The sequence below is a fragment of the Achromobacter sp. CSND-B12 genome, assembly GCF_052906545.1.
In genome coordinates, this window is the sequence record NZ_JBREGJ010000001.1 from 1,490,175 (window position 1) to 1,512,741 (window position 22,567).

Below are 22,567 nucleotides of genomic sequence, written 5' to 3' on the forward strand. Positions count from 1 at the left end.
TAATATTTTGTTCGTATAAATACATTTGAAGGGCAAAAACCGCCCTTTCAGCGCGCGCCGCCGACGTCGTCGCGGTACATGTAATCGCGGCGCCAGGGATAGGCCAGGTCGGGCGGGTTGTCCAATTCGTCGGGCCTGCCGGTCGCGGGATGCTGTCCCAGCACCTGGTGCAGCGCGATCCAGCCATGTTCGAAGCCCATGGCGCACCCGGCCAGGTACAGCCGGTAAGCGCGCAGCGAACGCGCGCCTTGCTCGCCTCCCAGGATCTGCGCGGCCTCGGGCAGGCGCGCCTCCAGCGCATCGCTCCAGGCCCACAGCGTGCGGGCGTAGTGCGGCCGCAGGTTCTCGACGTCGACTTCTTCCAGGCCGCCATTGGTCATGGCCTCCATGACGACGCTGATGTGCGTCAGCTCGCCGCCCGGGAAGATGTACTTCTCGATGAATTCGCCCATGCCGCTGCCCAGCTCGGCGTTGTAGACGCCGGCCGCGGTGATGCCGTGGTTCATGATCAGTCCGCCCGGCTTGAGCAGCCGCCGCAACTTGGCGAAATAGCCTTCCAGCTGGGCCCGGCCGACGTGCTCGAACATGCCAACCGACGCAATCTTGTCGAACGGCGTGGACTCGTCGAGCTTGCGGTAATCCAGCAGCTCCATGCGCACGCGGTCGCCCAGCCCCTTTTCCTGGATCAGTTTGGTGACATGCGCATGCTGGTTGCGCGACAGCGTGATACCCGTGGCGTCCACGCCGTAATGTTCGGCGGCCCACAGCAACAGGCCGCCCCAGCCGGCGCCCACGTCCAGGAAGCGTTCGCCAGGGCGCAGCCGCAGCTTGCGGCAGATGTGGTCCAGCTTGGCCTCCTGGGCCTGCGCCAGCGTCATGCCGGGTTCGCGGTAGTAGGCGCAGGAATAGACCCGGCGCGGGTCCAGCCACAGCGCGTAGAAGTCGTCGGAAAGGTCGTAATGGAATTCGATCTGGCGGGCATCGCGCTCCACCGAGTGGCGCCACACCGACATCACCTTGCGCACCAGCTCGGTCAGCCAGCCGCCGCGCGCCGCATCCACCGGCGAGCCGGGCAGCAGCGCCGAGGCCGCCGCCATCACGTCGCGCATCGAGCCTTCGATGTCGATGCGGCCCTCGACGTAGTCCTGGCCCAGCACTCCGACAGCGCCTTCGGCCAGATGGGCCAGGGCGGTCTTGTCGTGCGTCACGAAGCGCACCCTGGGATCCGGCGGCCCCATTACCGTGCCATCGGGCAGCACCAGCTGGACAGTCACGGGCAGTGCCTGGAGCTTGCGTTCCACAACAGACAACAAAGGATTCACGACATCTCCTCTGGAATACGTACGAACACGACAGACTGTATCGGAAATCAGTTGAAATTTGCGTGTAAGGCGGCGCGTGATACAGTCATTGGCTTGGTGCAAAACGCGCAATGAAGTGCGTCGCACCCTGTCCCTCGCGCGATTTCCCTCGCGATCCACATGCCCCCTACACTCTCCTCACGCGGCGCCATGCCGGGCTGGCTCATTCTCATGGGCGCCCTGACGGCAATCGGTCCTTTCGCCATCGATATGTACCTGCCGGCGTTCCCGACGATCGCCGCCAACCTCGGCGTCCCGCGCGGCGATGTCGAGCGCACTTTGGCCGCCTACCTGATCGGCCTGGCGCTGGCGCAGGTGTTCTATGGTCCGATGGCGGACCGCTACGGCCGCAAGCCGCCGCTGATGGTGGGCCTGGCACTCTTCATGGTGGCCTCGCTCGGCTGCGCCCTGGCCGGCTCGGTCCAGGCGCTGACAGGTTGGCGCGTGCTGCAGGCCATGGGCGGCGCGGCCGGCATCGTGATTCCGCGCGCCGTCATCCGCGACCATTACGAAACCCACGAAGCGGCGCGCGCCATGTCGCTGCTGATGCTGATCATGGGCCTGGCGCCGATCCTCGCGCCGCTGGCGGGCGGGCAGTTGCTGGGCATTGCCAGCTGGCGCAGCCTGTTCTGGGTGATGCTGGCCGGCGGCGCCATGCTGATGACCGCCGTGGTGCTGATCATGAAGGAATCGCTGGCGCCCGAACGCGTCGTGCCGCTGCGCCTGGGGACCATCGTGCAGAACTACCGGGCCCTGTTCGCGCACCGCGGCTTCATGGCGCACAGCCTGGCCGGCGGCTTCGGCCAGGCCGGCATGTTCGCCTACATCATCGGTTCGCCGCGGGTGTTCATCGAGCTGTACGGCGTCGATCCCAAATACTACGGCCTGCTGTTCGGCACCAACGCGCTGTCGCTCATCATCTGCTCGCAGATCAGCGCCCGCCTGCTGCGCACCCACACCCCGCGCCAATTGCAACGCCGCGCCCTGACCTCGCTGGCCTGCGCCAGCCTGGCGGCGGTGGCGCTGGCCCTGGCGGGCTGGATGACGCTGCCGCTGCTGATGGCCTGCCTGATCTGCTACATGGGCAGCCAGGGCTTCGTGAATCCCAACTCGGCGGCGCTGGCGCTGTCCGACCAGGGCAAGCGGCTGGGCGCGGCCTCGGCGCTATTGGGGACGCTTCAACTGTCCTGCGGCGCCCTGGCGGGTTTCGCGGTCAGCGCCTGGCAGACCGACAGCGCCCTGCCGCTGACGACCACGCTGGCGACCTGCGCCTGCCTGTCCTGGCTGTCGGGCCGGGTGGCGCAATCGCACCCCGCCTGAATGCAGGCAAGCAAAGCGGCCGGCACGCAGACAGAAGCCCGCCCTTCGCCCGGCAGCGGAAAATCCCTGCCGGGATCGAGCCGACGCGCGCCATCCATCCGCGCCTGCCGCGGCTTGAGCGCCACGCTTTTACACGCGCTACCGCCCCGGCACTTGATTTACCTGGATTTTTCGTATTAGAATCTACGTCTTCACATGAAGTTTCCCGTGCTGGACTACTATGCTTTGTAGTTCGACACTCTGACCCCCAAGCGCATTTTTGCGGATGGCAGGCAGCGGGTATAAGCACTGGGTGGAGTCTCCCCGATTCCCCCTCATCCACTAAGACTGGGTGGCCGGCAAGATGGCAAGGCCTCGTGGCAAGACCGCGACGATCCACGCCTCTGATACAGCCCGGCGGCTGAAACCCTGTCTCCCCCCCGGCGATGCGCAAGAATAAATGAGGTGCATCCATGGCACGCGTATGCCAAGTGACCGGCAAAGGCCCGATGGTGGGCAACAACGTTTCGCACGCGAACAACAAGACCAAGCGTCGCTTCCTGCCCAACCTGCAATCGCGCCGGTTCTGGGTTGAAAGCGAAAACCGCTGGGTGCGCCTGCGCGTCTCGGCCAAGGCCATCCGCACGATCGACAAGAACGGCATCGACGCCGTGCTGGCCGAAATGCGTGCCCGCGGCGAACTGGCCTAATCGCCCCCCCGCCAATCTGACATACTAGGAGCACGACATGGCCAAAGGTATCCGCGAAAAGATCAAGCTCGAGTCGACTGCCGGCACGGGTCATTTCTACACGACCACCAAGAACAAGCGCAACATGCCCGAGAAGATGCTGATCAAGAAGTTTGATCCGGTCGCTCGCAAGCACGTCGACTACAAGGAAACCAAGCTGAAGTAATTCAGCCGGTATCCGGATAGCCCAAAAAGGCCCTGCATCGCAGGGCCTTTTTGTTTGGCCGAACGCTGCCGGGGATCTGGTCGCCACGCCGTTTTCCCTGGCGCAGGGGCGCCGCGCATGCTTCAATTGGGCCGAAACTGCAATCGTGCCCTACATGAGCCCGGCTTCGGTCGAGCCCTCTTGCCAGCGATACCCGCCATGCTCCGTCCCTGCCTGACCCTGCTGCGCCGCGCGCTCGCCCCCGCGCTCCTGGCCCTGGCGCTGACCCCGGTCGCGTCCGCCAAAGACACCAAAGAGCCGATCCGCATCGGTGAAATCAACAGCTACAAGGCGATTCCGGCCTTCCTGGGCCCGTACAAGAAAGGCTGGCAGCTGGCGCTGGAAGAAGTCAACGCCTCGGGCGGGGTACTGGACCGCAAGCTCGAAGTGTTTTCGCGCGACGACAACGGCAACCCGGGCGACTCGGTGCGCGCCGCCCAGGAACTGCTGGCGCGGGAAAAGGTGGACCTGCTGTTCGGCGGCTTCCTGTCCAACACCGGCCTGGCCCTGACCGATTTCGCCAAGCAGCAGCAGGTGTTCTTCCTGGCCGCCGAACCCCTGACCGACAAGATCACCTGGCAGGAAGGCAACCGCTACACCTGGCGCCTGCGGCCGTCCACCTGGATGCACGTGGCCGCCCTGGCCCCCAAGGCGCTGGCGCTGCGCAAGAAGCGCTGGGCCATCGTCTATCCCAACTACGAATACGGGCAATCGGCCGTGGCCACCTTCAAGGCCATGATGAAGTCGTTCCAGTCCGACGTCGAATTCGTCGCCGAACAGGCCGTGCCGCTAGGCAAGGTCGACGCCGGCGCGGTGGTGCAGGCCCTGGCGGACGCCAAGCCCGACGCCATCTTCAACGTGCTGTTCGCCGCCGACCTGACGCGCTTCGTGCGCGAGGGCAACACCCGCGGCCTGTTCGAGAACCTTCCCGTGGTCTCGGTGCTGTCCGGCGAACCGGAATACCTGGAGCCGCTGGGCGCCGACACGCCGTCGGGCTGGATCGTCACGGGCTACCCCTGGTACGCCATCGACACGCCCGCCAACAAGACTTTCGTCGAGGCCTACCGCAAGCGCTACAACGAGACGCCCAAGGTCGGCTCGGTAGTGGGCTACGCCTCGCTGATGTCGATCGCCCAGGGCCTGAAGGCTGCCGGCGAGGTCGACACCGAGAAGCTGGTCGATGCCTTCGCCGGGCTGAAGGTGGACACGCCCTACGGCCCGATCCAGTACCGCAAGATCGACCACCAATCCACCATGGGCGTCTACATCGGCGTCACGGCGGTCGAGGACGGCAAGGGCATCATGAAGGACTTCGCCTACATCGACGGGGCGCGCCTGCAGCCGCCCGACGAACAAGTGCGCAAGATGCGGCCGCGCTGATGAGCCTGTCCGGGCTGCTGTCGCAGCTGCTCAACGGCCTGGCCGACGCCAGCGCGCTGTTCCTGGTAGCCGCGGGCCTGTCGCTGATCTTCGGCGTCACGCGGGTGGTGAACTTCGCCCACGGCTCCTTCTACATGCTGGGCATCTACCTGGCCTGGACCTTCACCCGCCATTTCGGCGACGGCGCCGGCTACTGGGCCGGCCTGCTGCTGGCGGCGCTGGCCACGGGCCTGATCGGGGCGGCGGCGGAACTGCTGGTGCTCAAGCGCCTGTATCGCGCGCCGGAACTGTTCCAGTTGCTGGCGACCTTCGCCCTGGTGCTGATCATCGGCGACGCCACGCTGGCCGCCTGGGGGCCGGAGGACCTGTTCTCGCCGCGAGCGCCCGGCCTGTCGGGCGCGGTCGACATTCTGGGGCGGCGCTTCCCCCAATATGATCTGCTGCTGATCGCCGCGGGCCCGGTGGTGCTGGGCCTGCTATGGCTGCTGCTGATGCGCACGCGCTGGGGCCGGCTGCTGCGCGCCGCCGCCGAGAACCGCGACATGCTGGCCGCGCTCGGCGTCAACCAGGCCTGGCTGTTCACCTCGGCCTTCACCCTGGGCGCATTCCTGGCCGGACTGGGCGGCGCACTGGCCGCGCCGCGCGTGCCCGCCACGCTCGGCCTGGACCTGGAAATCATCGCCAGCGCCTTCGTGGTCGTGGTGGTGGGCGGCCTGGGTTCGATTCCGGGCGCATTCCTGGCCGCGATACTCATCTGCTGCGTCAAGGCGGTGTTCGTGTTCCTGGGCCAGGTGCAGATCGGCCCCTGGCTGTTCAACCTGTCCAAGCTCACCCTGCTGGCCGAATTCGCCGTCATGGCGGTGGTACTGGTGGCGCGTCCGTGGGGCCTGCTGGGCCAGCCGCCAGCGCCCTCCTCGCACACGCTGGCGGCCGAAGCCCCCATCGTTCCCGCCGGCCGGCGCCTGCGGCTGGCCTATGGCCTGCTGCTGGCGCTGCTCATCCTGGCGCCGTTGGCCACGTCGCAGTGGCCCTACGCCGGCATCCTGCTGACCGAAATCCTGATCGCCGCCCTGTTCGCCGCCAGCCTGCATTTCCTGACCGGACTGGCCGGCATGACCAGCTTCGGCCATGCCGCCTGGTTCGGCCTGGGCGCCTATGGCGCCGCGCTGCTGCTGAAATTGATGGCGTTGCCGATGGAAGCCGCCCTGCTGCTGGGGCCGTTCGCGGCCGCGCTCGGCGCGCTGCTGTTCGGCTGGTTCTGCGTGCGCCTGTCCGGCGTCTACCTGGCGATGCTGACGCTGGCGGTGGCACAGATCCTGTGGGCGCTGGCCTACCAGTGGGACGAAGTGACTGGTGGCAGCAACGGCCTGATCGGACTATGGCCGTCGAGCTGGCTGGCGCGCGGCCCGTGGTTCTACTACCTGACGCTGGCGCTTTGCGCGCTCGGCATTGCCTGGCTGCGGCGGCTGGCGTTCTCGCCGCTGGGCTATGCGCTGCGCGGCGTGCGCGATTCGGGCCTGCGGGCCGAGGCGCTGGGCATGGACACGCGCCGCATCCAGTGGATCGGCTTCGTGGCTGCGTCGCTGGCGGCCGGCCTGGCCGGATCGCTGTACGCCTTCTCGAAAGGCAGCATCGCCCCCGACGTGCTCGCGGTCAGCCGCTCGGTCGACGGCCTGGTGATGGTGCTGCTGGGCGGCCTGCAAACCCTGGCCGGCCCGCTGGTCGGGGCGGCGGCCTATACCTGGCTGCAGGACGCCGCCGCGCGCAGCACTGAATACTGGCACGCCGTGCTGGGCCTGGCCATCCTGGCGCTGGTCATGCTGTTCCCTGCCGGCCTGGCGGGCGCGGCGGCGCGCCTGGGACGCAGACGCGCATGACGACCGCCCCCGCCTTGCTGCGCGTCCAGGGACTGCGCAAATCCTTCGGCGGCATCGACGCGCTGGCCGACGTCTCGTTCGAGCTGAAGGCCGGCCGCATGCTGGCGTTGATCGGCCCGAACGGCGCGGGCAAGTCCACCTGCTTCAATGTGGTCGGCGGGCAGTTGCGGCCGGACGCCGGTTCGGTGCGGCTGGACGGTCGCGAACTGATCGGCCTGTCGGCCGGCAGGATCTGCCGCCTGGGCGTGGGGCGGACCTTCCAGACCGCCGCCACGTTCCGTTCGATGACCGTGCTGGAAAACGTGCAGACCGCGCTGCTGTCGCGCGACCGCCTGCTGCTGCGGCCCTGGCGCCGCGCCGCGTCACACCGCGTCGACGAGGCCCTGGCGCTGCTGGAGCAGGTGGGCATGGCCGACCGGGCCGGCGCCCATTGCGGCGCCCTGGCGTACGGCCAGGTCAAGCGGGTGGAACTGGCGATGGCGTTGGCGCACCGGCCGCGGCTGTTGCTGATGGACGAACCCACCGCCGGCATGGCCACCAACGAACGCCACGCGCTCATGCGCCTGACGCGTGAACTGGCCGATACGCAGCGCATGGCCGTGCTGTTCACCGAGCACAGCCTGGACGTCGTTTTCAAGCACGCCGACCGCATCGCCGTGCTGGTGCGCGGCAGCCTGCTGGCCGAAGGCCCGCCAGGCCACATCGCCGCCGACGCGCGCGTCAAGGCAGCCTATCTGGGCACCGACGCGCCGCGGGCCTGAACCACGCTCAACCGCCGGCCTGGGGGCTGTCCGGCTGGCATTCCCAGAACACCTTGGCGCTGCAGCGCGCGCAGATGCCGCGATCGAGCCGCGCATAGATGGCGTGCAGCGCCGTGGCCTTGTCGGGAAACACGTGGTCCGCGCCCAACCGCTCCAGGAATCCCGTGCGGCGCCACATATCCAGCACTTCCGGCCGCGGCCGGTGGAAATACAGGTCGCCGCCCATCGCGCGGCGCGCCGCCAGCTCGTCTTCCCAGACCTGGGCGCCGGCCAGGTCGATGAAATTCATGCTCTTGGCCATCACCAGCAAATGGCGCGGCGCATCGGGTCCGCTGCGCAGGTCCTGCAGCCGTTGCGCCACATGCGCGGCCGCGCCGAAATAAACCGAGCCCTCCATGCGCAGCAGCTTGAGCTGGGGGCATTCCGGCAGCGCTTCGGGCTGCTGCGCCAGCACCACGAAGCGGCGCTCCAGCCCGCGCGAATCGAAGCCCATGGTGCGCATCGCCGGCCGCGAGGTGCGATGCAGATACGCCATCAATGACAACACGGTGCCCAGCAGGATCGCGACTTCCATGCGGATCGTCACCGTGGCCGCCAGCGTGGCGGCGGCTATGGCGCTTTCGCCCCGCTGGGTACGGATCAACTGCCGCCAGCGCGGCACATCCAGCAAGGTCCAGGCGACCAGCAACAGCAGGCCGGCGATGGCCGCGTGCGGAATCCGCGCCAGCAAGGGCCCGCTCAGCGCCACCAGCGCCATCAGCAGCAGGGCCGAGAACACCGCCGCCAGCGGCGTCTTCGCGCCCGCCTCGTAGTTGGGAATGGAACGGTTCAGCGAACCGCAGGACAGGTAACAGGAAAAGAAGCCACCGACCACGTTCGACAGCCCCTGCCCGATGAATTCGCGATTGGCGTCGATGCGCTGGCCCGAACGCGCGGCCACGGCCTTTGCAATCGAAATGGACTGCGCCAGCGCCACGATGGTCAGGGCGAAGGCCAGGCTGAGCAGATCGGGCAAGGCGCGCCAATCCACACGGGGAACATGGAACGGCGGCCAGGGTTGGGCCAGGTCTCCCAATACCGGCACGGCGGCGGCGCCCCAGCGCGGCGCCAGGGCATTGAACGCGGCCGCGGCCAGCGCGCCCGCCGCCAGGCCGGCCAGCATGTAGGGCTTGCGTTTGTCCAGCCGCTTGAGCAGCAGGGCCGCCGCGATCGTCACCGCCGTGACCAGCACGGCCCCCGCTTGCGCCTGGTCCGCGCTGGCGGCCAGGCCGATCAGCAAGGCGCCAGCCCCGTGCGACGCGGGCGCCGGCAATCCGAGCGCATCCTTCAAGGCGTGGCCCGCAATCAGCAGGGCCGCGCCGCTGGTGAAGCCGAACAGCGCCGACGGCGAGATGAAATGCGCCAGAGACCCCAGGCGCAGGGCGCCCACCAGCCACTGCATCAAGCCGACCAGCACCGTCACCGCCAGGGCCAGCTCGATATAGCCCGGGCTGCCCGCCACTGCCAGCGGCGTCAGCACGGCGAACAAGGCCAGCGAGTTGGCATTGGTGGGACCGGACATGACGTGGCGGCTGGAGCCGAACAGCGCCGCGACGATACAGGGCACGATGGCCGAATACAGGCCGTACTGCGGCGGCAGGCCGGCCAGCGTCGCAAACGCCACGCCCTGCGGCAACACCAGGAGCGCCCCCAGCAGTCCCGCCGCCAGGTCGGCGCGCAGCGTCGCGGGGCCGACTTGCGGCACCCAATCGCCAAACACCCGCACCAGCCACGCCCCGCGTCCCGCCGCCATCATTCCCCGTCCTTGTTCTTCTCGATGCCGGGCGCGCTCAGCGCAGGAACCTGCGCTCCAGTTCGCGCATGTCCGCATCGCCCTGCAGGTCGATGATATCGCGCACCGTGGGCAGGCCGGCATCGACGCCATGGATGCCGCCGTCATTGCGGATGCGGGCGAACACCTCGCGCATGGCGCCCACGGCGGCGCGGATCGCGTGATTGCCGTAGATCACCAACCCCACCTTGCCCAGGGCCTGGATATCGGCCTCGCGCAATTGCGGATAGGCGGTCGGCACCAGCACCAGCACCAGCGGCACGCGGCCGGACCAGGCCGCGATGAAGGCCAGCACCTCGTCGGGCGTGGTCTGCTTGGAATGGATCAGGATGGCATCGGCGCCGGCGGCCTCGTAGGCCGCCGCGCGCGCCAGCGCCTCGGCCTGGCCGAGCCCGGCGATCAGCGCCTCGGTGCGGGCAATGACGCAGAAATCCGCATCGCGACGCGCCGCGCAGGCGGCCTCGATCTTGCCCTGGAATTCCGCGACGCGCACCAGTTCCTGGCGGCCATCGGCGCGCAGGCTGGTGTCCTTGGGAAAGGTCTTGTCTTCCATGACCACGGCCGATACGCCCGCCGCTTCGTATTGCGGCACGACATAGGCGACATTGATGGCGTTGCCGAACCCCGTATCGATATCGGCGATGACTGGCACATCGACCACCGCCGCGATGGCCCGCATCATCTCCAGGTGCAGCCCGGCCGACAGGATGTTGGCGTCCGGCACCGCATGGCTGGCCGACAGTTCGAAGCCGCTGCCCCAGATCGCGTCGAAGCCCGCCTCGGCCGCCAACTTGGCCGACAGCGGGTTGTGCGCCGACATGGCGTGCATCAGGACGGGAGCCTGCAATTTCTGGCGAAAGCGTGCGTGGCGGTGCATGGCGTGATGGTCCGGAGATCCGGCGCCCAGAGCACCGGTTGGGGACCATTTAACACGAAAAGCGGCTGCGGGTGCGGCGGCGTTCAGCCCGCTCCGCCGCCGCGGCGCGCCTTCATCGCCCGGCTGATCGCGGCCAGCGCGTCATCGGAAACCAGGCGCGCGGCCATCGGCAACAGTTCGTCCTCCTCGCGCCGGATGTGCTCGGCGTAGGCCGCCGCGAAAGCCTCCACTTGCGCCGCCGGCAGCTCGGCGGGACGGCCGTCGGCGACCGCTTCCAGGGTTTGCCGCAGCGGCGCCCACAACGCCGCCAGGCGCGCATGGTCGGCCACCAGCCCATCCACCAGCGCGTGCAGGCACACGGCGTCCGAGCCGGCCATGGACTCGATCAAGGCGGGAAACAGATCCTCTTCCTCGTCCTCGTGGTGGTGCAGCGCGGCGGTCTGGAAATAGCGCACGACAGCCGCCGCCGCCACCTGGGCCGCGGCATCGCTGCCATGCGCCGGCAAGTGCGCCGCCAGCCGGCGCAAGGTTTCGCATTGGCGCGCTATGCGCCCATGACAGGCCGACAGCAGGCCCAGCGGATCATCGGGGGTCGGCGCCGCCACCGGCCCGCCGGGAAAATTCACTGCCATGGCGCCCCTCCTTGATCAAGAATGCCCGCGCCACCACAGCCGGATGGAATCCCAGGCGCGTCCGGCCAGGCCCGCCTCGGCCACCGGTTCCAGCGCCACCACCGGAAACTGCATCGCGGGCTTGCCGTCGACCATGACGCGCACCGAACCCACCGTGGCCTGGGCCGGAATCGGCGCCACCAGCGGATCCTGCGGCGTCCACACCGGTTCGACCTTGGCGCCCGCGGGCACCGTGACGTAGGCGTCGCGCGCGAAGCCGGCCTTGAGCGTATCGGCCTGGCCCTTCCAGACCTCGGGCGTGGCCACGGCCTGGCCCTTTGCATATAACTTGATGGTATTGAACCCCTGGAAGCCCCATTCCAGCAACTCGCGGCTTTCCTGGGTGCGCAGCTTGTCCGACGCCGTGCCGACCACCACGGTGATCAGGCGGCGCTGCTCCTTGCCGTTGGGCCGGTGCGCGGTGGCCACGATGCAATATCCGGCCGCGTCGGTGTGGCCTGTCTTGAGGCCGTCGACGCTGGGATCGAGCCACAGCAGCCGGTTGCGGTTGGGCTGGGTGATGTTGTTGTAGGTATAGGTCTTGGCCGAATCGTAGGTCTTGTACAGCTGGGGGTAGTCGCGGATGAAGCGCGTGGCCAGGATCGACAGGTCGCTGACGGTCGAATACGTGCCCGGATCCGGCAGGCCGTGCGGGCTGGCGAAATGCGTGCCATGCAGGCCCAGTTGCACGGCGGTGTCGTTCATGCGGGCCACGAACGCCTCGACGCTGCCCGACACCGCCTCGGCCAGGGCGATGGCGGCGTCATTGCCGGACTGGATCATCAGGCCGCGCAACAGCTGGTCGACCGAGACCCTGGAGCCCGGCTCCAGGAACATCTTCGAACTGCCCGGCGGCACTTTCCACGCCCGCGTCGAGATCACCACTTTCTGGTCCGGCGACAGCTCCTTGTTGTGGATCGCGCCGAACACCACGTATGCCGTCATGATCTTGGTCAGGGACGCCGGCTCGATCCGGGCAGTGGCCGCGTGCGACGCGATCACCTGGCCACTGGTCTCATCGAGCAGCAGCCAGGCCTTGGCGGACAGGTCCGGCTGCGGCATCGATTGCGCCAGGGCGCCGGACATACACGCGGTCGCAACGAGCAGGCTCGCCGCCAACTTCTTCATCAACATAAGGGGCTTCACTTCCATGCAGGGTAAGGATGGCGCGCGGGCAACGCTCGCAGGCGGCCTTCCGGCCGCCCTCGCGCAGCGCCGACGCGCGGCGCGAAGCATTGGAACATGGGAACCGGGGATGGTTCAAAACCCCATTGCACAGGCACTTTCCGTGAAGCAGGCAGCACTGAAAAAATCGCAGCGATTGTCACCGCATTTTGCAGAACCCCTTGTAGAAGGGGTTTTTCTGCCTGGAAAACAACAAAGATTGATCGAAAGGCCTTGCGAAAGCCGCTATAACCGCCACTCTTCCGCTATCATCGGGCGCGTGGCGTTAAACGTCGATACCCGGCGCGCGCGCTGCTCCATGTCCTCAACATACGGATTTTGACCATGGCCACGAAAGCTAAAGCTCCTGCCAAGAAAGTCACCAAGCCCGCCGCCAAGGCGCCCGCAAAGAAGGCTACCGCCGCCAAACCCGCTGTGAAGCCCGCAGCCAAGAAGGTCGTCGCCGCCAAGAAGGTCGCTGCCGCCCCCAAGGCTATCAAGGCTGCTCTGAACAAGACCCAGCTGATCGCCTACATCGTCGAGCAGTCCGGCGTTGAAGCCAAGTCGGTCAAGGCCGTCCTGGCCAGCCTGGAAACCTCGGTGCTGAGCTCCGTGGACAAGAAGGGCGCCGGCGAATTCACGCTGCCCGGCCTGTTCAAGGTTGCCGTGCAGAAGGTTCCCGCCAAGGCCAAGCGCTTCGGCAAGGATCCGTTCACCGGCGAAGAGCGCTGGTTCCCCGCCAAGCCGGCTTCGGTCAAGGTGAAGGTTCGCCCGCTCAAGAAGCTGAAGGACGCCGCGCAGTAATTCCGCACGGTTATCCGGTCAAGCCGGAAAGGGCCTGCCCCGCATGGGGCGGGCCCTTTCTTTTTTTGCGCGCGCTTTTCCCGCGGCGAACGCGCGCCTTGCGCCATGTGGGGCCGGGCTGCTAGAATTTATCTTTACGTGAAGATACTTTATATAAAAACATCATGAACGATCTGGTCGACCTGGTGCTGTCGCAGTGGGAACGGGAATGCCCCAACCTGGACATCTCGCCCATGAGCGTTGCCAGTCGCCTGTTCCGCCTCCACGCCTTCGCCGCGCGCGACGTGGGCCGCGCGTTCAAGCGCTACAACCTGCACCAGGGCGAATTCGACGTGCTGGCAACCCTGTACCGGACCGGCGCGCCGCACGCCATGAATCCGCAGAAACTGGTCGCGGCCCTGCTGCTGACCTCGGGGGCCATGACCAACCGGCTGGACCGGCTGGAACAGGCCGGCCTGCTCGCGCGCACCCCCAACCCGGAGGACCGCCGCGGCGTCATCGTCGCCTTGACCGCCGAAGGCGTGCGCGTCATCAAGCTGGTTCTGAAGGACTATCTGCGTGAACTGGAAACGCTGCTCGCCCCCCTGAACGCCACCGAGCGCCGCCAGATGGCCGGCCTGCTGAAGAAACTGCTGATCCCGCACGACCGGGAAACGCCTGGCGGCATCGCCGCCTAGGGCCTGTTCACACCAAGCCCTTGCCCCGCAACACCCAGACTCCCTGCCCCACATGAACGCCGCACCCGCCCAACCCGCTCCGCTCACCGCGCCCGTCATCCTGCTGATGTCCGTCGCCACCGGCCTGGCGGTCGCCAGCAACTATTACGCGCAGCCGCTGCTGCACACCATCAGCCAGCAATTCTCGCTGTCCAACGCCACCGCGGGCAGCATCGTCATGATCGCGCAGCTCAGCTACGCGCTCGGCCTGATCCTGTTGGTGCCGCTGGGCGACCTGTTCGAACGCCGCGGCCTGATCGTGCTGATGACCCTGCTGTCTTCCGGCGGCCTGCTGCTGTCGGCCTTCGCCCCCAATATCCAGATGCTGATGCTGGGAACTGCAGTGACCGGCATGCTGTCGGTGGTGGCGCAGGTGCTGGTGCCGTTCGCGGCCACCCTGGCGGCGCCGCACGAGCGCGGCAAGGCGGTCGGCACCGTCATGAGCGGCCTGTTGCTGGGCATCCTGCTGGCCCGCACCGCGGCCGGCGTGCTGGCCGACCTGGGCAGCTGGCGCACCGTCTACTGGGTCGCCGCGATCCTGATGCTGGCCATGTCCGCCGCGCTCTGGAAGGTGCTGCCGCGCCACAAGAGCCACGCCACCATGAGCTATCCGCGCCTGCTCGGCTCGATCTTCCGCCTGTTCGCCGAGGAGCCGCTGTTGCGCGGCCGTTCGCTGCTGGGCGGCCTGCTGTTCGCCGCCTTCAGCATGCTGTGGACGCCGCTGACCTTCCTGCTGTCGGGCCCGGACTACGGCTTCAACAACACCACCATCGGGCTGTTCGGGCTGGCGGGCGCCGCCGGCGCCTATGCCGCCAACCGCTTCGGCCGGCTGGCCGACCGGGGCCTGGGCAACCAGGCCACCCGCATCGGCCTGCTGCTGTTGCTGGCTTCCTGGGGCCTGATGGCTTTCGGCCAGGCCTCGGTCATCGCGCTGCTGGTCGGCATCCTGATCCAGGACCTGGCGATCCAGGGCGTCCATGTCACCAATACCAGCTCGCTGTACCGCACCCGGCCCGAGGCCCGCAGCCGCCTGACGGCCGGTTACATGACCAGCTACTTCATCGGCGGGGCGACCGGATCGCTGGTATCGTCCTGGCTGTACTCCCATTACGGCTGGCCCGGCGTGGTCACCGCGGGCGCGGTTCTGGCGGCCATGACCCTGGCCTACGGCATGCTGGGCGCCAGTGCCCGCATCCCGGAAATCGCCTCGTCCCCTATCCGCGCCTAGCACCTCCTATAATCAGGGGTTTTGGCCGCCCCCGCGCCTGGCGCGCGGGGGCGGTTCACCCATTTTTCGCCATCGCGCACGAGCCCATGCAGGAACGTTACCTCCCCACTACCGTCGAAGCGGCCGCCCACCAAGACTGGCAGGCCCGCGACGCCTATCTGGTCCATGAACACGCGAAGAACCCGGACGGCTCCGAGAAGCCGAAGTTCTACGCCTGCTCGATGCTGCCCTATCCCAGCGGCAAGCTGCACATGGGCCACGTGCGCAACTACACCATCAACGACATGATGGCGCGCCAGTTGCGCATGCGGGGCTACAACGTGCTGATGCCGATGGGCTGGGACGCCTTCGGCATGCCCGCCGAGAACGCCGCCATCAAGTCCAAGGTGCCGCCCGCCAAGTGGACCTACGACAACATCGCCTATATGAAGAAGCAGATGAAGGCGATGGGGCTGGCGATCGACTGGTCGCGCGAGATGTGCGCCTGCGATCCCGAGTACTACAAATGGAACCAGTGGCTGTTCCTGAAGATGCTCGAAAAGGGCGTCGCCTACCGCAAGACCCAGGTCGTGAACTGGGACCCGGTCGACCAGACCGTGCTGGCCAACGAACAGGTCATCGACGGCCGCGGCTGGCGCTCGGGCGCCCCGGTCGAAAAGCGCGAGATCCCGGGCTACTACCTGCGCATCACCGATTACGCCGACGAACTGCTGGGCGCGGTGCAGAACGACCTGCCCGGCTGGCCCGAGCGCGTGCGCCTGATGCAGGAAAACTGGATCGGCAAGTCCGAGGGCCTGCGCTTCGCCTTCCCGCACCAGATCACCGGCCAGGACGGCCAGCTGATCCAGGACGGCAAGCTGTACGTCTTCACCACCCGCGCCGACACCATCATGGGCGTGACCTTCTGCGCCGTGGCGCCGGAACACCCCCTGGCCACCCTCGCCGCGCAGTCGAACCCGGCGCTGGCCGCCTTCATCGAACAGTGCAAGCTGGGCGGCACCACCGAGGCCGAGCTGGCCACGCGTGAAAAGGAAGGCCTGCCCACCGGCCTGTTCGTGACCCACCCGATCACCGGCGACCAGGTCGAGGTCTGGGTCGGCAACTACGTGCTCATGACCTACGGCGATGGCGCCGTGATGGGCGTGCCGGCCCACGACGAACGCGACTTCGCCTTCGCCAAGAAATATGACCTGCCGATCCGCCAGGTCGTGGACGTGGCCGGCAAGGCCTATTCCACCGACGCCTGGCAGGAATGGTACGGCGACAAGCAGAGCGGCCGCACCATCAACTCCGGCAAGTACGACGGCCTGTCGCACAAGGAAGCCGTGGACGCCATCGCCGCCGACCTGGGCGCGCAAGGCCTGGGCGAAAAGCAGACCACCTGGCGCCTGCGCGACTGGGGCATCTCGCGCCAGCGTTACTGGGGCACCCCGATCCCCATCATCCACTGCCCCGATTGCGGCCCGGTGCCGGTCCCCGAAAAGGACCTGCCGGTGGTGCTGCCGGACGACCTGATCCCGGACGGCAGCGGCAATCCGCTGGCCAGGAACGAAGCCTTCCTGTCGTGCGCCTGCCCCAGCTGCGGCAAGCCGGCGCGCCGCGAGACGGACACGATGGACACCTTCGTGGACTCGTCCTGGTACTTCATGCGCTACACCTCGCCGGGCAACGACAAGGCCATGGTCGATGCGCGCAATGACTACTGGATGCCGATGGACCAGTACATCGGTGGCATCGAACACGCGGTCCTGCACCTGCTGTACGCGCGCTTCTGGACCAAGGTCATGCGCGACATGGGCCTGCTCAACTTCGACGAGCCCTTCACCAAGCTGCTGTGCCAGGGCATGGTGCTGAACCACATCTACTCGCGCAAGAACGCCCAGGGCGGCATCGAGTATTTCTGGCCCGAGGAAGTCGAGAACGTCTACGACGCGCGCGGCGCCATCACCGGCGCCAAGCTCAAGTCCGACGGCTCCGAGGTGACCTACGGCGGCGTGGGCACCATGTCCAAGTCCAAGAACAACGGCGTCGATCCGCAATCGCTGATCGACACGCTGGGCGCCGACACCGCGCGCCTGTTCGTCATGTTCGCCAGCCCGCCCGAGCAGACCCTCGAATGGTCCGACTCCGGCGTCGAAGGCTCGAACCGCTTCCTGCGCCGCCTGTGGTCCATCAGCTACGCGCAGCGCGACGCGATCGCCCGCGGCCTGGCCGCCGGCGCCGACTGGACCGACGCGCCCGCCGCCGTCAAGGACCTGCGCCGCGAGGTCTACAACCTGCTCAAGCAGGCCGACTACGACTACCAGCGCATCCAGTACAACACCGTCGTGTCCGCGTGCATGAAGATGCTCAACGCCATCGACGACGCCAAGCTGCCGCAAGGCGCGCACGCCGACGCCGCCTACGCCGAAACGCTCGGCGTGCTGCTGCGCGTGCTGTATCCGGTGGTGCCGCACATCACCTGGCAACTGTGGCGCGACCTGGGCTACGCGCACGAGCTGGGCGACCTGCTCGACGCGCCGTGGCCGCACGTCGACGAAGCCGCGCTGGTGGCGGACGAAATCGAACTGATGCTGCAGGTCAACGGCAAGCTGCGCGGCTCGATCCGCGTCGCGGCCAAGGCCGCCAAGGAAGACATCGAAAAGCTCGCCGCCGCCCAGGACGAAGTCGCCCGCTACCTGGAAGGCCGCCCGCCCAAGCGGGTCATCGTGGTTCCGGGCAAACTGGTCAACGTCGTAGGCTGATGAGGTCAAGCATGCACTTCGCCGGGCAACAAACGCACTCCCCCCGCCAATCCTGGCTGCTGCGCGGCGCCTGCCTGGCGCTGTTCATGCTGCTCTCCGCCTGCGGTTTCGCGCTGCGCGGTGTCACGCCGATGCCGTTCAGCACGCTCTACCTCGGCATTCCTGGCAACACCCAGTTCGGGGCCGATGTGCGCCGCGCCCTTCGCGCGGCTTCTCCCAACACTCAATTGGTAAACTCGCCGAAGGAAGCCCAGGCAATCCTGCAGGAAGTATCCAACACGCGTTCTTTGCGCGAGGTGTCGCTGAACGCCCAGGGCCGTGTCGAGGAATACGAACTCGGCATCAACTACACCTTCCGCCTCATCGACGCCCAGGGCCGCGCCCTGATCCCGGACACGACGCTGTCGATCTACCGCGAAATGCCCTATGACGACCAGATCGTGCAGGCCAAGCAAGGGCAGATCGAATCCCTCTACATCGCCATGCAGCGCGACCTGGTCTCGCGCCTGCTGCGCCGCATGACGGCGCCGGAGGTGCGCAAGGCGTTCGAGAATCGCGAACAGCGCGGCGAAGACGGCGAAATACCGTTGTACGACCCCGCCGCGCCCATGCCGCGCAGCACGCCGGCGCCGTGGCAGACGCCGTCCACCACCGATCCGGCCTATACGCGCTGACCGATGGCACAACCCCTGGACGCGGATCGCCTGGCCGACCACCTGCAGCGGGCGGGCAACCGCCTCGCCCCGCTGTACACGGTGTCCGGCGACGAACCTCTCCTGGTGACCGAGGCGGTGGATGCGCTGCGCGCCGCCGGACGCGGCGCCGGCTACACCGAACGGCTGTCGATGGTGATGGACGCGCGCAGCGACTGGAGCGCCGTCATCGCCGCGACCCAGAGCGTGTCGCTGTTCGGCGACCGCCGCATTCTCGAACTCAAGATCCCCACCGGCAAGCCGGGCAAGTCGGGGGCCGACACACTGGCACGCCTGGCCGAGCAGGCTGAAAAGCAGGCCGACAACCCCGATACGCTGATCCTGGTGGCGCTGCCGCGCCTGGACAAGGCCACCCGCGAAAGCCGCTGGATGCAGGCCCTGGCCCGCGGCGGCATGACGGTCGACATCGCCAACGTCGAACGCGGCCGCCTGCCGGCATGGGTCGGCCAGCGCCTGGCGCGCCAGAACCAGCGCACCGACAACGCCACCCTGCAAAGGATGGCCGACAAGGTCGAAGGCAACCTGCTGGCCGCGCACCAGGAAATCCAGAAGCTGGGCCTGCTTTATCCCGAAGGCCAGCTGGCGCCCGAGGACGTCGAGCGCGCCGTGCTCAACGTCGCCCGCTACGACGTGTTCGGGCTGCGCGACGCCATGCTCGCTGGCGACATCGCCCGCACCATCCGCATGATCGACGGCCTGCGCGCCGAAGGCGAGGCCCTGCCGCTGGTGCTGTGGGCGGTGGGCGAGGAGATCCGCCTGCTGGCGCGCGTGGCCGAGGCGCGCAGCCTGGGGCAGGACGCCAATGGCTTGATGCGCCGGCTGCGCATTTTCGGAGCGCATGAACGGCTGGCGCTGCAGGCGCTGGGCCGGGTCCGTCCCGACGTCTGGCCGGCCGCGGTGCAGCATGCCCACGAGGTCGACCGTCTCATCAAGGGCCTGTCGGTACCCGGGCGCCTGTCCGATCCCTGGGAAGAAATGACCCGCCTGGCCTTGCGCGTGGCCGCGGCCGGCACCCGACCGTGAAGGCGGCTGCGGCCGCCGCCTCGTCCTCCCGGCCCCCGGCCGGATAAACTAATCCCATCAGCGGCGCCCTCGCCGCCCCCTCTTCACTATGAATGACGCCGTCATGTCCTCGTCCTCCATCGAACAAGCCATGCTGACCCTGGGCGAGAATGCGCGCCGGGCCTCGCGCGCCATGATGCGCGCCAACAGCGCCGCCAAGAACCAGGCCTTGCTGGCCATGGCCGAGGCCCTGGCCGCCAACCAGGCCGAACTGCTGGCCGCCAACGCCAAGGACGTCGCCGCGGCGCGCGCCAATGGCCTGGAGCCGGCCCTGCTCGACCGCCTGACGCTGTCCGAGAAAACACTGGCCCATATGGCCGAAGGGCTGCGCCAGATCGCCGCCCTGCCCGACCCGATCGGCAGCGTCACCGCCACCACCGTGCGCCCCAACGGCATGCGCGTGGCGCAGATGCGCGTGCCGCTGGGCGTGATCGGCATCATTTACGAATCCCGTCCCAACGTCACCATCGACGCGGCGGCGCTGTGCCTGAAGTCTGGCAACGCCGCCATCCTGCGCGGCGGCAGCGAAGCCCTGCACTCCAACGTGGCGCTGGGCCGCATCGTCCAGATGGGCCTGGCCGCCGCCGGCCTGCCGCAGGACGCGGTGCAGGTGGTGGCCACGGCCGACCGCGCCGCGGTCGGCAAGCTCATCACCATGACCGAGCACATCGACGTCATCGTGCCGCGCGGCGGCAAGGGCCTGATCGCCCGACTGTCGCAGGAGGCGCGCGTGCCGCTGATCAAGCACCTGGACGGCAACTGCCACATCTACATCGACGCGGCCGCCGACCCGGACAAGGCCCACGCCATCGCCTTCAATGCCAAAACCTATCGCTACGGCATCTGCGGCGCCATGGAAACCCTGCTGGTGGACGCCGTGGCGGCCGTCTCGATCCTGCCGAGCCTGGCCGCGGCGCTGACCGAACACGGTGTCGAACTGCGCGGCTGCCCCCGCACGCTGGCGCTGCTGCCGCACGCCAAGCCGGCCACCGACGAAGACTGGGCCACCGAATACCTGGGCCCGATCCTGGCGATCCGCATCGTCGACTCGCTCGACGACGCCATCGAACACATTGCGCGCTGGGGCTCCGGCCACACCGACGCGATCGTCACCGAAGACCTGTCGGCGGCGCAGCGCTTCCAGCGCGAGGTCGACTCCAGCTCGGTCTATGTCAACCTGCCGACCTGCTTCGCGGACGGCTTCGAATACGGCCTGGGCGCCGAGATCGGCATTTCCACCAACCGCCTGCATGCGCGCGGCCCGGTCGGCCTGGAAGGCCTGACCACGCTCAAATGGGTGCTGACCGGCGAAGGCCAGACCCGCGGCTGATCTTCCACTTTCTTCAAGCTCGCGGCCTGCCGCGCACTACCGGGATTTCCATGCATTCACCCGCCATGGCCATGGCCTTCAGTCTGTTCGTGCTGTGCTTCATCACCTGCTCGCTCTGCGGCCTGGTGCTATTCTTCGTCAAGAGCAAGCAGATCAACGCCGCATTCAAGCACCCCTATCTGCAGCATCGCCCGTTCGAGCGCTACCCGCTGGCGATCAAGGCAGCGATCATGCTGGATTATTTCTTCCGCCTGATGTTCCCGGGCACCCGATTCTGGCTGATTGGCAACGCCAATGACCTGCTGGCGCACCTCGATCCCAAGAAAGCGCCGTTGGCCTTGAAGTGGCCGATCGTCGGTTTCTGGGGTTCGTGCTGGCTGGGCCTGATCGCAATGATCGTGCTGTGGACGATGCTGTTCCTGGGAGCCTGAGGCCCATGCGGATCGAGATCGAAGACTACCCGGGTTGCACGGAAGCCGCGCGCATCCTGATCGCTGCCCGCGAGGCCGGCATCGCCGGCCCGCGCCTGCCCGCCGCCTGCCGCCCCCAGACCCAGGGCCAGGCGTTCGCCGTGCAGCAACGCACCGCGCAGTTGCTGCGCGAGACCCGCCGCGATGGCATCGGCGCCTGGAAAAGCGCCCTGCCGTCGCCCGAGAAAACCGTGGTCGCCCCCATCTACGCCTCGACCGTGGCGCTGGCCGGCAGGCTGTCCGCCTCCACGCAGGTGGTGCGCATTGAACCGGAAATCGCGTTCGAACTGGCGCGCGACCTGCCCGCCCGCGCCGAACCATACAGCCCAGCCGAGATCGACGCCGCCATTGGCGGCGCGCGGCTGGCGCTGGAAGTGCTGGGTTGCCGCTATGCCGCGCCCGAGCACGCCAGCCTGCCCGAACTGCTGGCGGACCACATGTTCAATGCCGGGCTGGTGCTGGGTCCGCGTATCGCCTCGCCGGACGCCGCGCCGGCCAGTATGACCATCACCCTGTCCGTCGATGGCGCCGAAGTCGAGCAGCATCCCGGCATCCATCCCAACGGCCACGCCAAGGCCGGACTGTACTGGCTTGCCAATTTCCTGCGCGAACAAGGCCTGGCGCTGGCCGCGGGCCAGCACGTCATCACCGGCTCGTACGCGGGCTATCTGGACGTGCCCGCCAACCGCGACCTGGAACTGGCCTATGGCGACCTTGGCGTCCTGAAACTGCACTTTGTCGTCGATTGAATCGACACCCGCCATCGCCCGAGGCCATGCCATGCTGACCCTGCGTCCCTTTGCTCCCGCGGACTACGCCCTGCTTTCGAGCTGGTTCAATTGCCTGTCCGACGTGGTGCAATGGGGAGGGTCGCATCTCTCGTACCCGCTGGCACAGGCCGATCTGGATGCCATGCTGCGCGAAGGACAGGTCCAACCGCCCACCCGGCGTTGCTGGATGGCATGCCGCGGCGACACGCCAGTGGGTCACGCGCAACTGGCGTATGACTGGCGCGACGGCAATGCCCGCCTGGGCCGTGTCGCCATCGCCCCGGCCGAACGCGGCCAGGGACTGGCCGGCCCGATGGTGACGCTGCTGATCGACGAGGCCTTTCGCACGCCAGGCATCGAACGCCTGGAGCTGAATGTCTACATGTTCAATCAGCCCGCCATCCGCACCTACCAGAAGCTCGGCTTCACGCTCGAAGGCGTGCGGCGCTCATCCACGCGCGCCGGCGAGGCGCGCTGGGATACCGGCATGATGGGATTGCTGCGTACTGAATGGCGGCCGGCTGACGCCGCCATTCAGCGCGCAAGCTGAACTGC

The 22,567-nt window shown here is 67.7% G+C and carries 22 protein-coding genes; 17 read left to right on the forward strand and 5 right to left on the reverse strand.

What is annotated here, in order from left to right:
• Positions 1 to 47: 47 nt before the first annotated feature.
• On the reverse strand, positions 48 to 1,322 hold the full coding sequence (locus ACUTAG_RS06890; protein WP_026384210.1) for a class I SAM-dependent methyltransferase: 1,275 nt from the start codon (positions 1,320 to 1,322) through the stop codon (positions 48 to 50).
• Positions 1,323 to 1,511: 189 nt separating this feature from the next.
• Between ACUTAG_RS06890 and ACUTAG_RS06895 the strand changes: the two genes are divergently transcribed.
• From ACUTAG_RS06895 to ACUTAG_RS06920, 6 genes are all read left to right on the forward strand, one after another.
• Positions 1,512 to 2,681, forward strand: a complete 1,170-nt coding sequence (locus ACUTAG_RS06895; protein WP_076468554.1) for a Bcr/CflA family multidrug efflux MFS transporter — start codon at positions 1,512 to 1,514, stop codon at positions 2,679 to 2,681.
• A 452-nt stretch (positions 2,682 to 3,133) separates the two neighbouring features.
• The gene (gene rpmB / locus ACUTAG_RS06900; RefSeq protein ID WP_006385639.1) at positions 3,134 to 3,370 is read left to right on the forward strand and encodes a 50S ribosomal protein L28; all 237 of its coding nucleotides are present in this window, start codon (positions 3,134 to 3,136) and stop codon (positions 3,368 to 3,370) included.
• A 37-nt stretch (positions 3,371 to 3,407) separates the two neighbouring features.
• On the forward strand, positions 3,408 to 3,575 hold the full coding sequence (rpmG, locus tag ACUTAG_RS06905) for a 50S ribosomal protein L33 (RefSeq protein WP_003810296.1): 168 nt from the start codon (positions 3,408 to 3,410) through the stop codon (positions 3,573 to 3,575).
• Between the two features lie 198 nt (positions 3,576 to 3,773).
• Positions 3,774 to 4,994 carry an ABC transporter substrate-binding protein gene (locus tag ACUTAG_RS06910; protein WP_346507275.1) on the forward strand — a complete coding sequence of 407 codons (1,221 nt, stop codon included), beginning with the start codon at positions 3,774 to 3,776 and terminating at the stop codon, positions 4,992 to 4,994.
• Entirely contained in the window at positions 4,994 to 6,871 is a 1,878-nt protein-coding gene (locus ACUTAG_RS06915) for an ABC transporter permease (RefSeq protein ID WP_047991581.1), read from the forward strand. Before ACUTAG_RS06910 ends, ACUTAG_RS06915 begins: the two co-directional genes overlap by 1 nt.
• Positions 6,868 to 7,632 carry an ABC transporter ATP-binding protein gene (locus ACUTAG_RS06920; RefSeq protein ID WP_446650082.1) on the forward strand — a complete coding sequence of 255 codons (765 nt, stop codon included), beginning with the start codon at positions 6,868 to 6,870 and terminating at the stop codon, positions 7,630 to 7,632. The genes ACUTAG_RS06915 and ACUTAG_RS06920 overlap by 4 nt, the downstream gene beginning before the upstream one ends.
• A gap of 7 nt (positions 7,633 to 7,639) precedes the next feature.
• On the opposite strand, the gene ACUTAG_RS06925 is transcribed toward ACUTAG_RS06920, so the two are convergent.
• From ACUTAG_RS06925 to ACUTAG_RS06940, 4 genes are all read right to left on the reverse strand, one after another.
• Positions 7,640 to 9,427 (reverse strand): SulP family inorganic anion transporter, encoded by a 1,788-nt coding sequence (locus tag ACUTAG_RS06925; RefSeq protein WP_082401519.1) that lies wholly within the window; start codon positions 9,425 to 9,427, stop codon positions 7,640 to 7,642.
• Between the two features lie 34 nt (positions 9,428 to 9,461).
• Positions 9,462 to 10,340: a phosphonopyruvate hydrolase gene (locus ACUTAG_RS06930; RefSeq protein ID WP_446650083.1), complete on the reverse strand. Its 879-nt coding sequence runs from the start codon at positions 10,338 to 10,340 to the stop codon at positions 9,462 to 9,464.
• An 83-nt stretch (positions 10,341 to 10,423) separates the two neighbouring features.
• Positions 10,424 to 10,972 carry a hemerythrin domain-containing protein gene (locus tag ACUTAG_RS06935; RefSeq protein ID WP_054447037.1) on the reverse strand — a complete coding sequence of 183 codons (549 nt, stop codon included), beginning with the start codon at positions 10,970 to 10,972 and terminating at the stop codon, positions 10,424 to 10,426.
• 15 nt (positions 10,973 to 10,987) lie between these two features.
• Entirely contained in the window at positions 10,988 to 12,145 is a 1,158-nt protein-coding gene (locus tag ACUTAG_RS06940; protein WP_006385646.1) for a D-alanyl-D-alanine carboxypeptidase family protein, read from the reverse strand.
• Positions 12,146 to 12,266: 121 nt separating this feature from the next.
• On the opposite strand from ACUTAG_RS06940, the gene ACUTAG_RS06945 reads away from it, so the two are divergent.
• The 11 genes from ACUTAG_RS06945 (at position 12,267) to ACUTAG_RS06995 (ending at position 22,562) form a co-directional block, all read left to right on the forward strand.
• Positions 12,267 to 12,518 (forward strand): hypothetical protein, encoded by a 252-nt coding sequence (locus ACUTAG_RS06945; protein ID WP_131728099.1) that lies wholly within the window; start codon positions 12,267 to 12,269, stop codon positions 12,516 to 12,518.
• A gap of 2 nt (positions 12,519 to 12,520) precedes the next feature.
• Positions 12,521 to 12,979, forward strand: a complete 459-nt coding sequence (locus ACUTAG_RS06950) for an HU family DNA-binding protein (RefSeq protein ID WP_006385647.1) — start codon at positions 12,521 to 12,523, stop codon at positions 12,977 to 12,979.
• A 164-nt stretch (positions 12,980 to 13,143) separates the two neighbouring features.
• Entirely contained in the window at positions 13,144 to 13,656 is a 513-nt protein-coding gene (locus ACUTAG_RS06955) for a MarR family winged helix-turn-helix transcriptional regulator (RefSeq protein ID WP_006385648.1), read from the forward strand.
• A gap of 52 nt (positions 13,657 to 13,708) precedes the next feature.
• Complete coding sequence (locus tag ACUTAG_RS06960; protein WP_058665066.1) at positions 13,709 to 14,923, forward strand: MFS transporter; 1,215 nt, start codon at positions 13,709 to 13,711, stop codon at positions 14,921 to 14,923.
• A gap of 86 nt (positions 14,924 to 15,009) precedes the next feature.
• On the forward strand, positions 15,010 to 17,667 hold the full coding sequence (gene leuS, locus ACUTAG_RS06965; RefSeq protein ID WP_054473380.1) for a leucine--tRNA ligase: 2,658 nt from the start codon (positions 15,010 to 15,012) through the stop codon (positions 17,665 to 17,667).
• Positions 17,668 to 17,678: 11 nt separating this feature from the next.
• The gene (locus tag ACUTAG_RS06970) at positions 17,679 to 18,341 is read left to right on the forward strand and encodes an LPS-assembly lipoprotein LptE (RefSeq protein WP_054447034.1); all 663 of its coding nucleotides are present in this window, start codon (positions 17,679 to 17,681) and stop codon (positions 18,339 to 18,341) included.
• A gap of 3 nt (positions 18,342 to 18,344) precedes the next feature.
• Positions 18,345 to 19,403, forward strand: coding sequence for a DNA polymerase III subunit delta (gene holA / locus ACUTAG_RS06975; protein ID WP_446650084.1), 1,059 nt, complete (start codon positions 18,345 to 18,347; stop codon positions 19,401 to 19,403).
• 88 nt (positions 19,404 to 19,491) lie between these two features.
• Positions 19,492 to 20,772, forward strand: a complete 1,281-nt coding sequence (locus ACUTAG_RS06980) for a glutamate-5-semialdehyde dehydrogenase (RefSeq protein WP_024070010.1) — start codon at positions 19,492 to 19,494, stop codon at positions 20,770 to 20,772.
• Between the two features lie 50 nt (positions 20,773 to 20,822).
• Positions 20,823 to 21,203, forward strand: a complete 381-nt coding sequence (locus tag ACUTAG_RS06985) for a hypothetical protein (protein WP_020929079.1) — start codon at positions 20,823 to 20,825, stop codon at positions 21,201 to 21,203.
• Positions 21,204 to 21,208: 5 nt separating this feature from the next.
• Positions 21,209 to 21,991 (forward strand): 2-keto-4-pentenoate hydratase, encoded by a 783-nt coding sequence (locus ACUTAG_RS06990; protein ID WP_148318326.1) that lies wholly within the window; start codon positions 21,209 to 21,211, stop codon positions 21,989 to 21,991.
• A gap of 31 nt (positions 21,992 to 22,022) precedes the next feature.
• Entirely contained in the window at positions 22,023 to 22,562 is a 540-nt protein-coding gene (locus ACUTAG_RS06995) for a GNAT family N-acetyltransferase (protein WP_020929081.1), read from the forward strand.
• Positions 22,563 to 22,567: the final 5 nt, after the last annotated feature.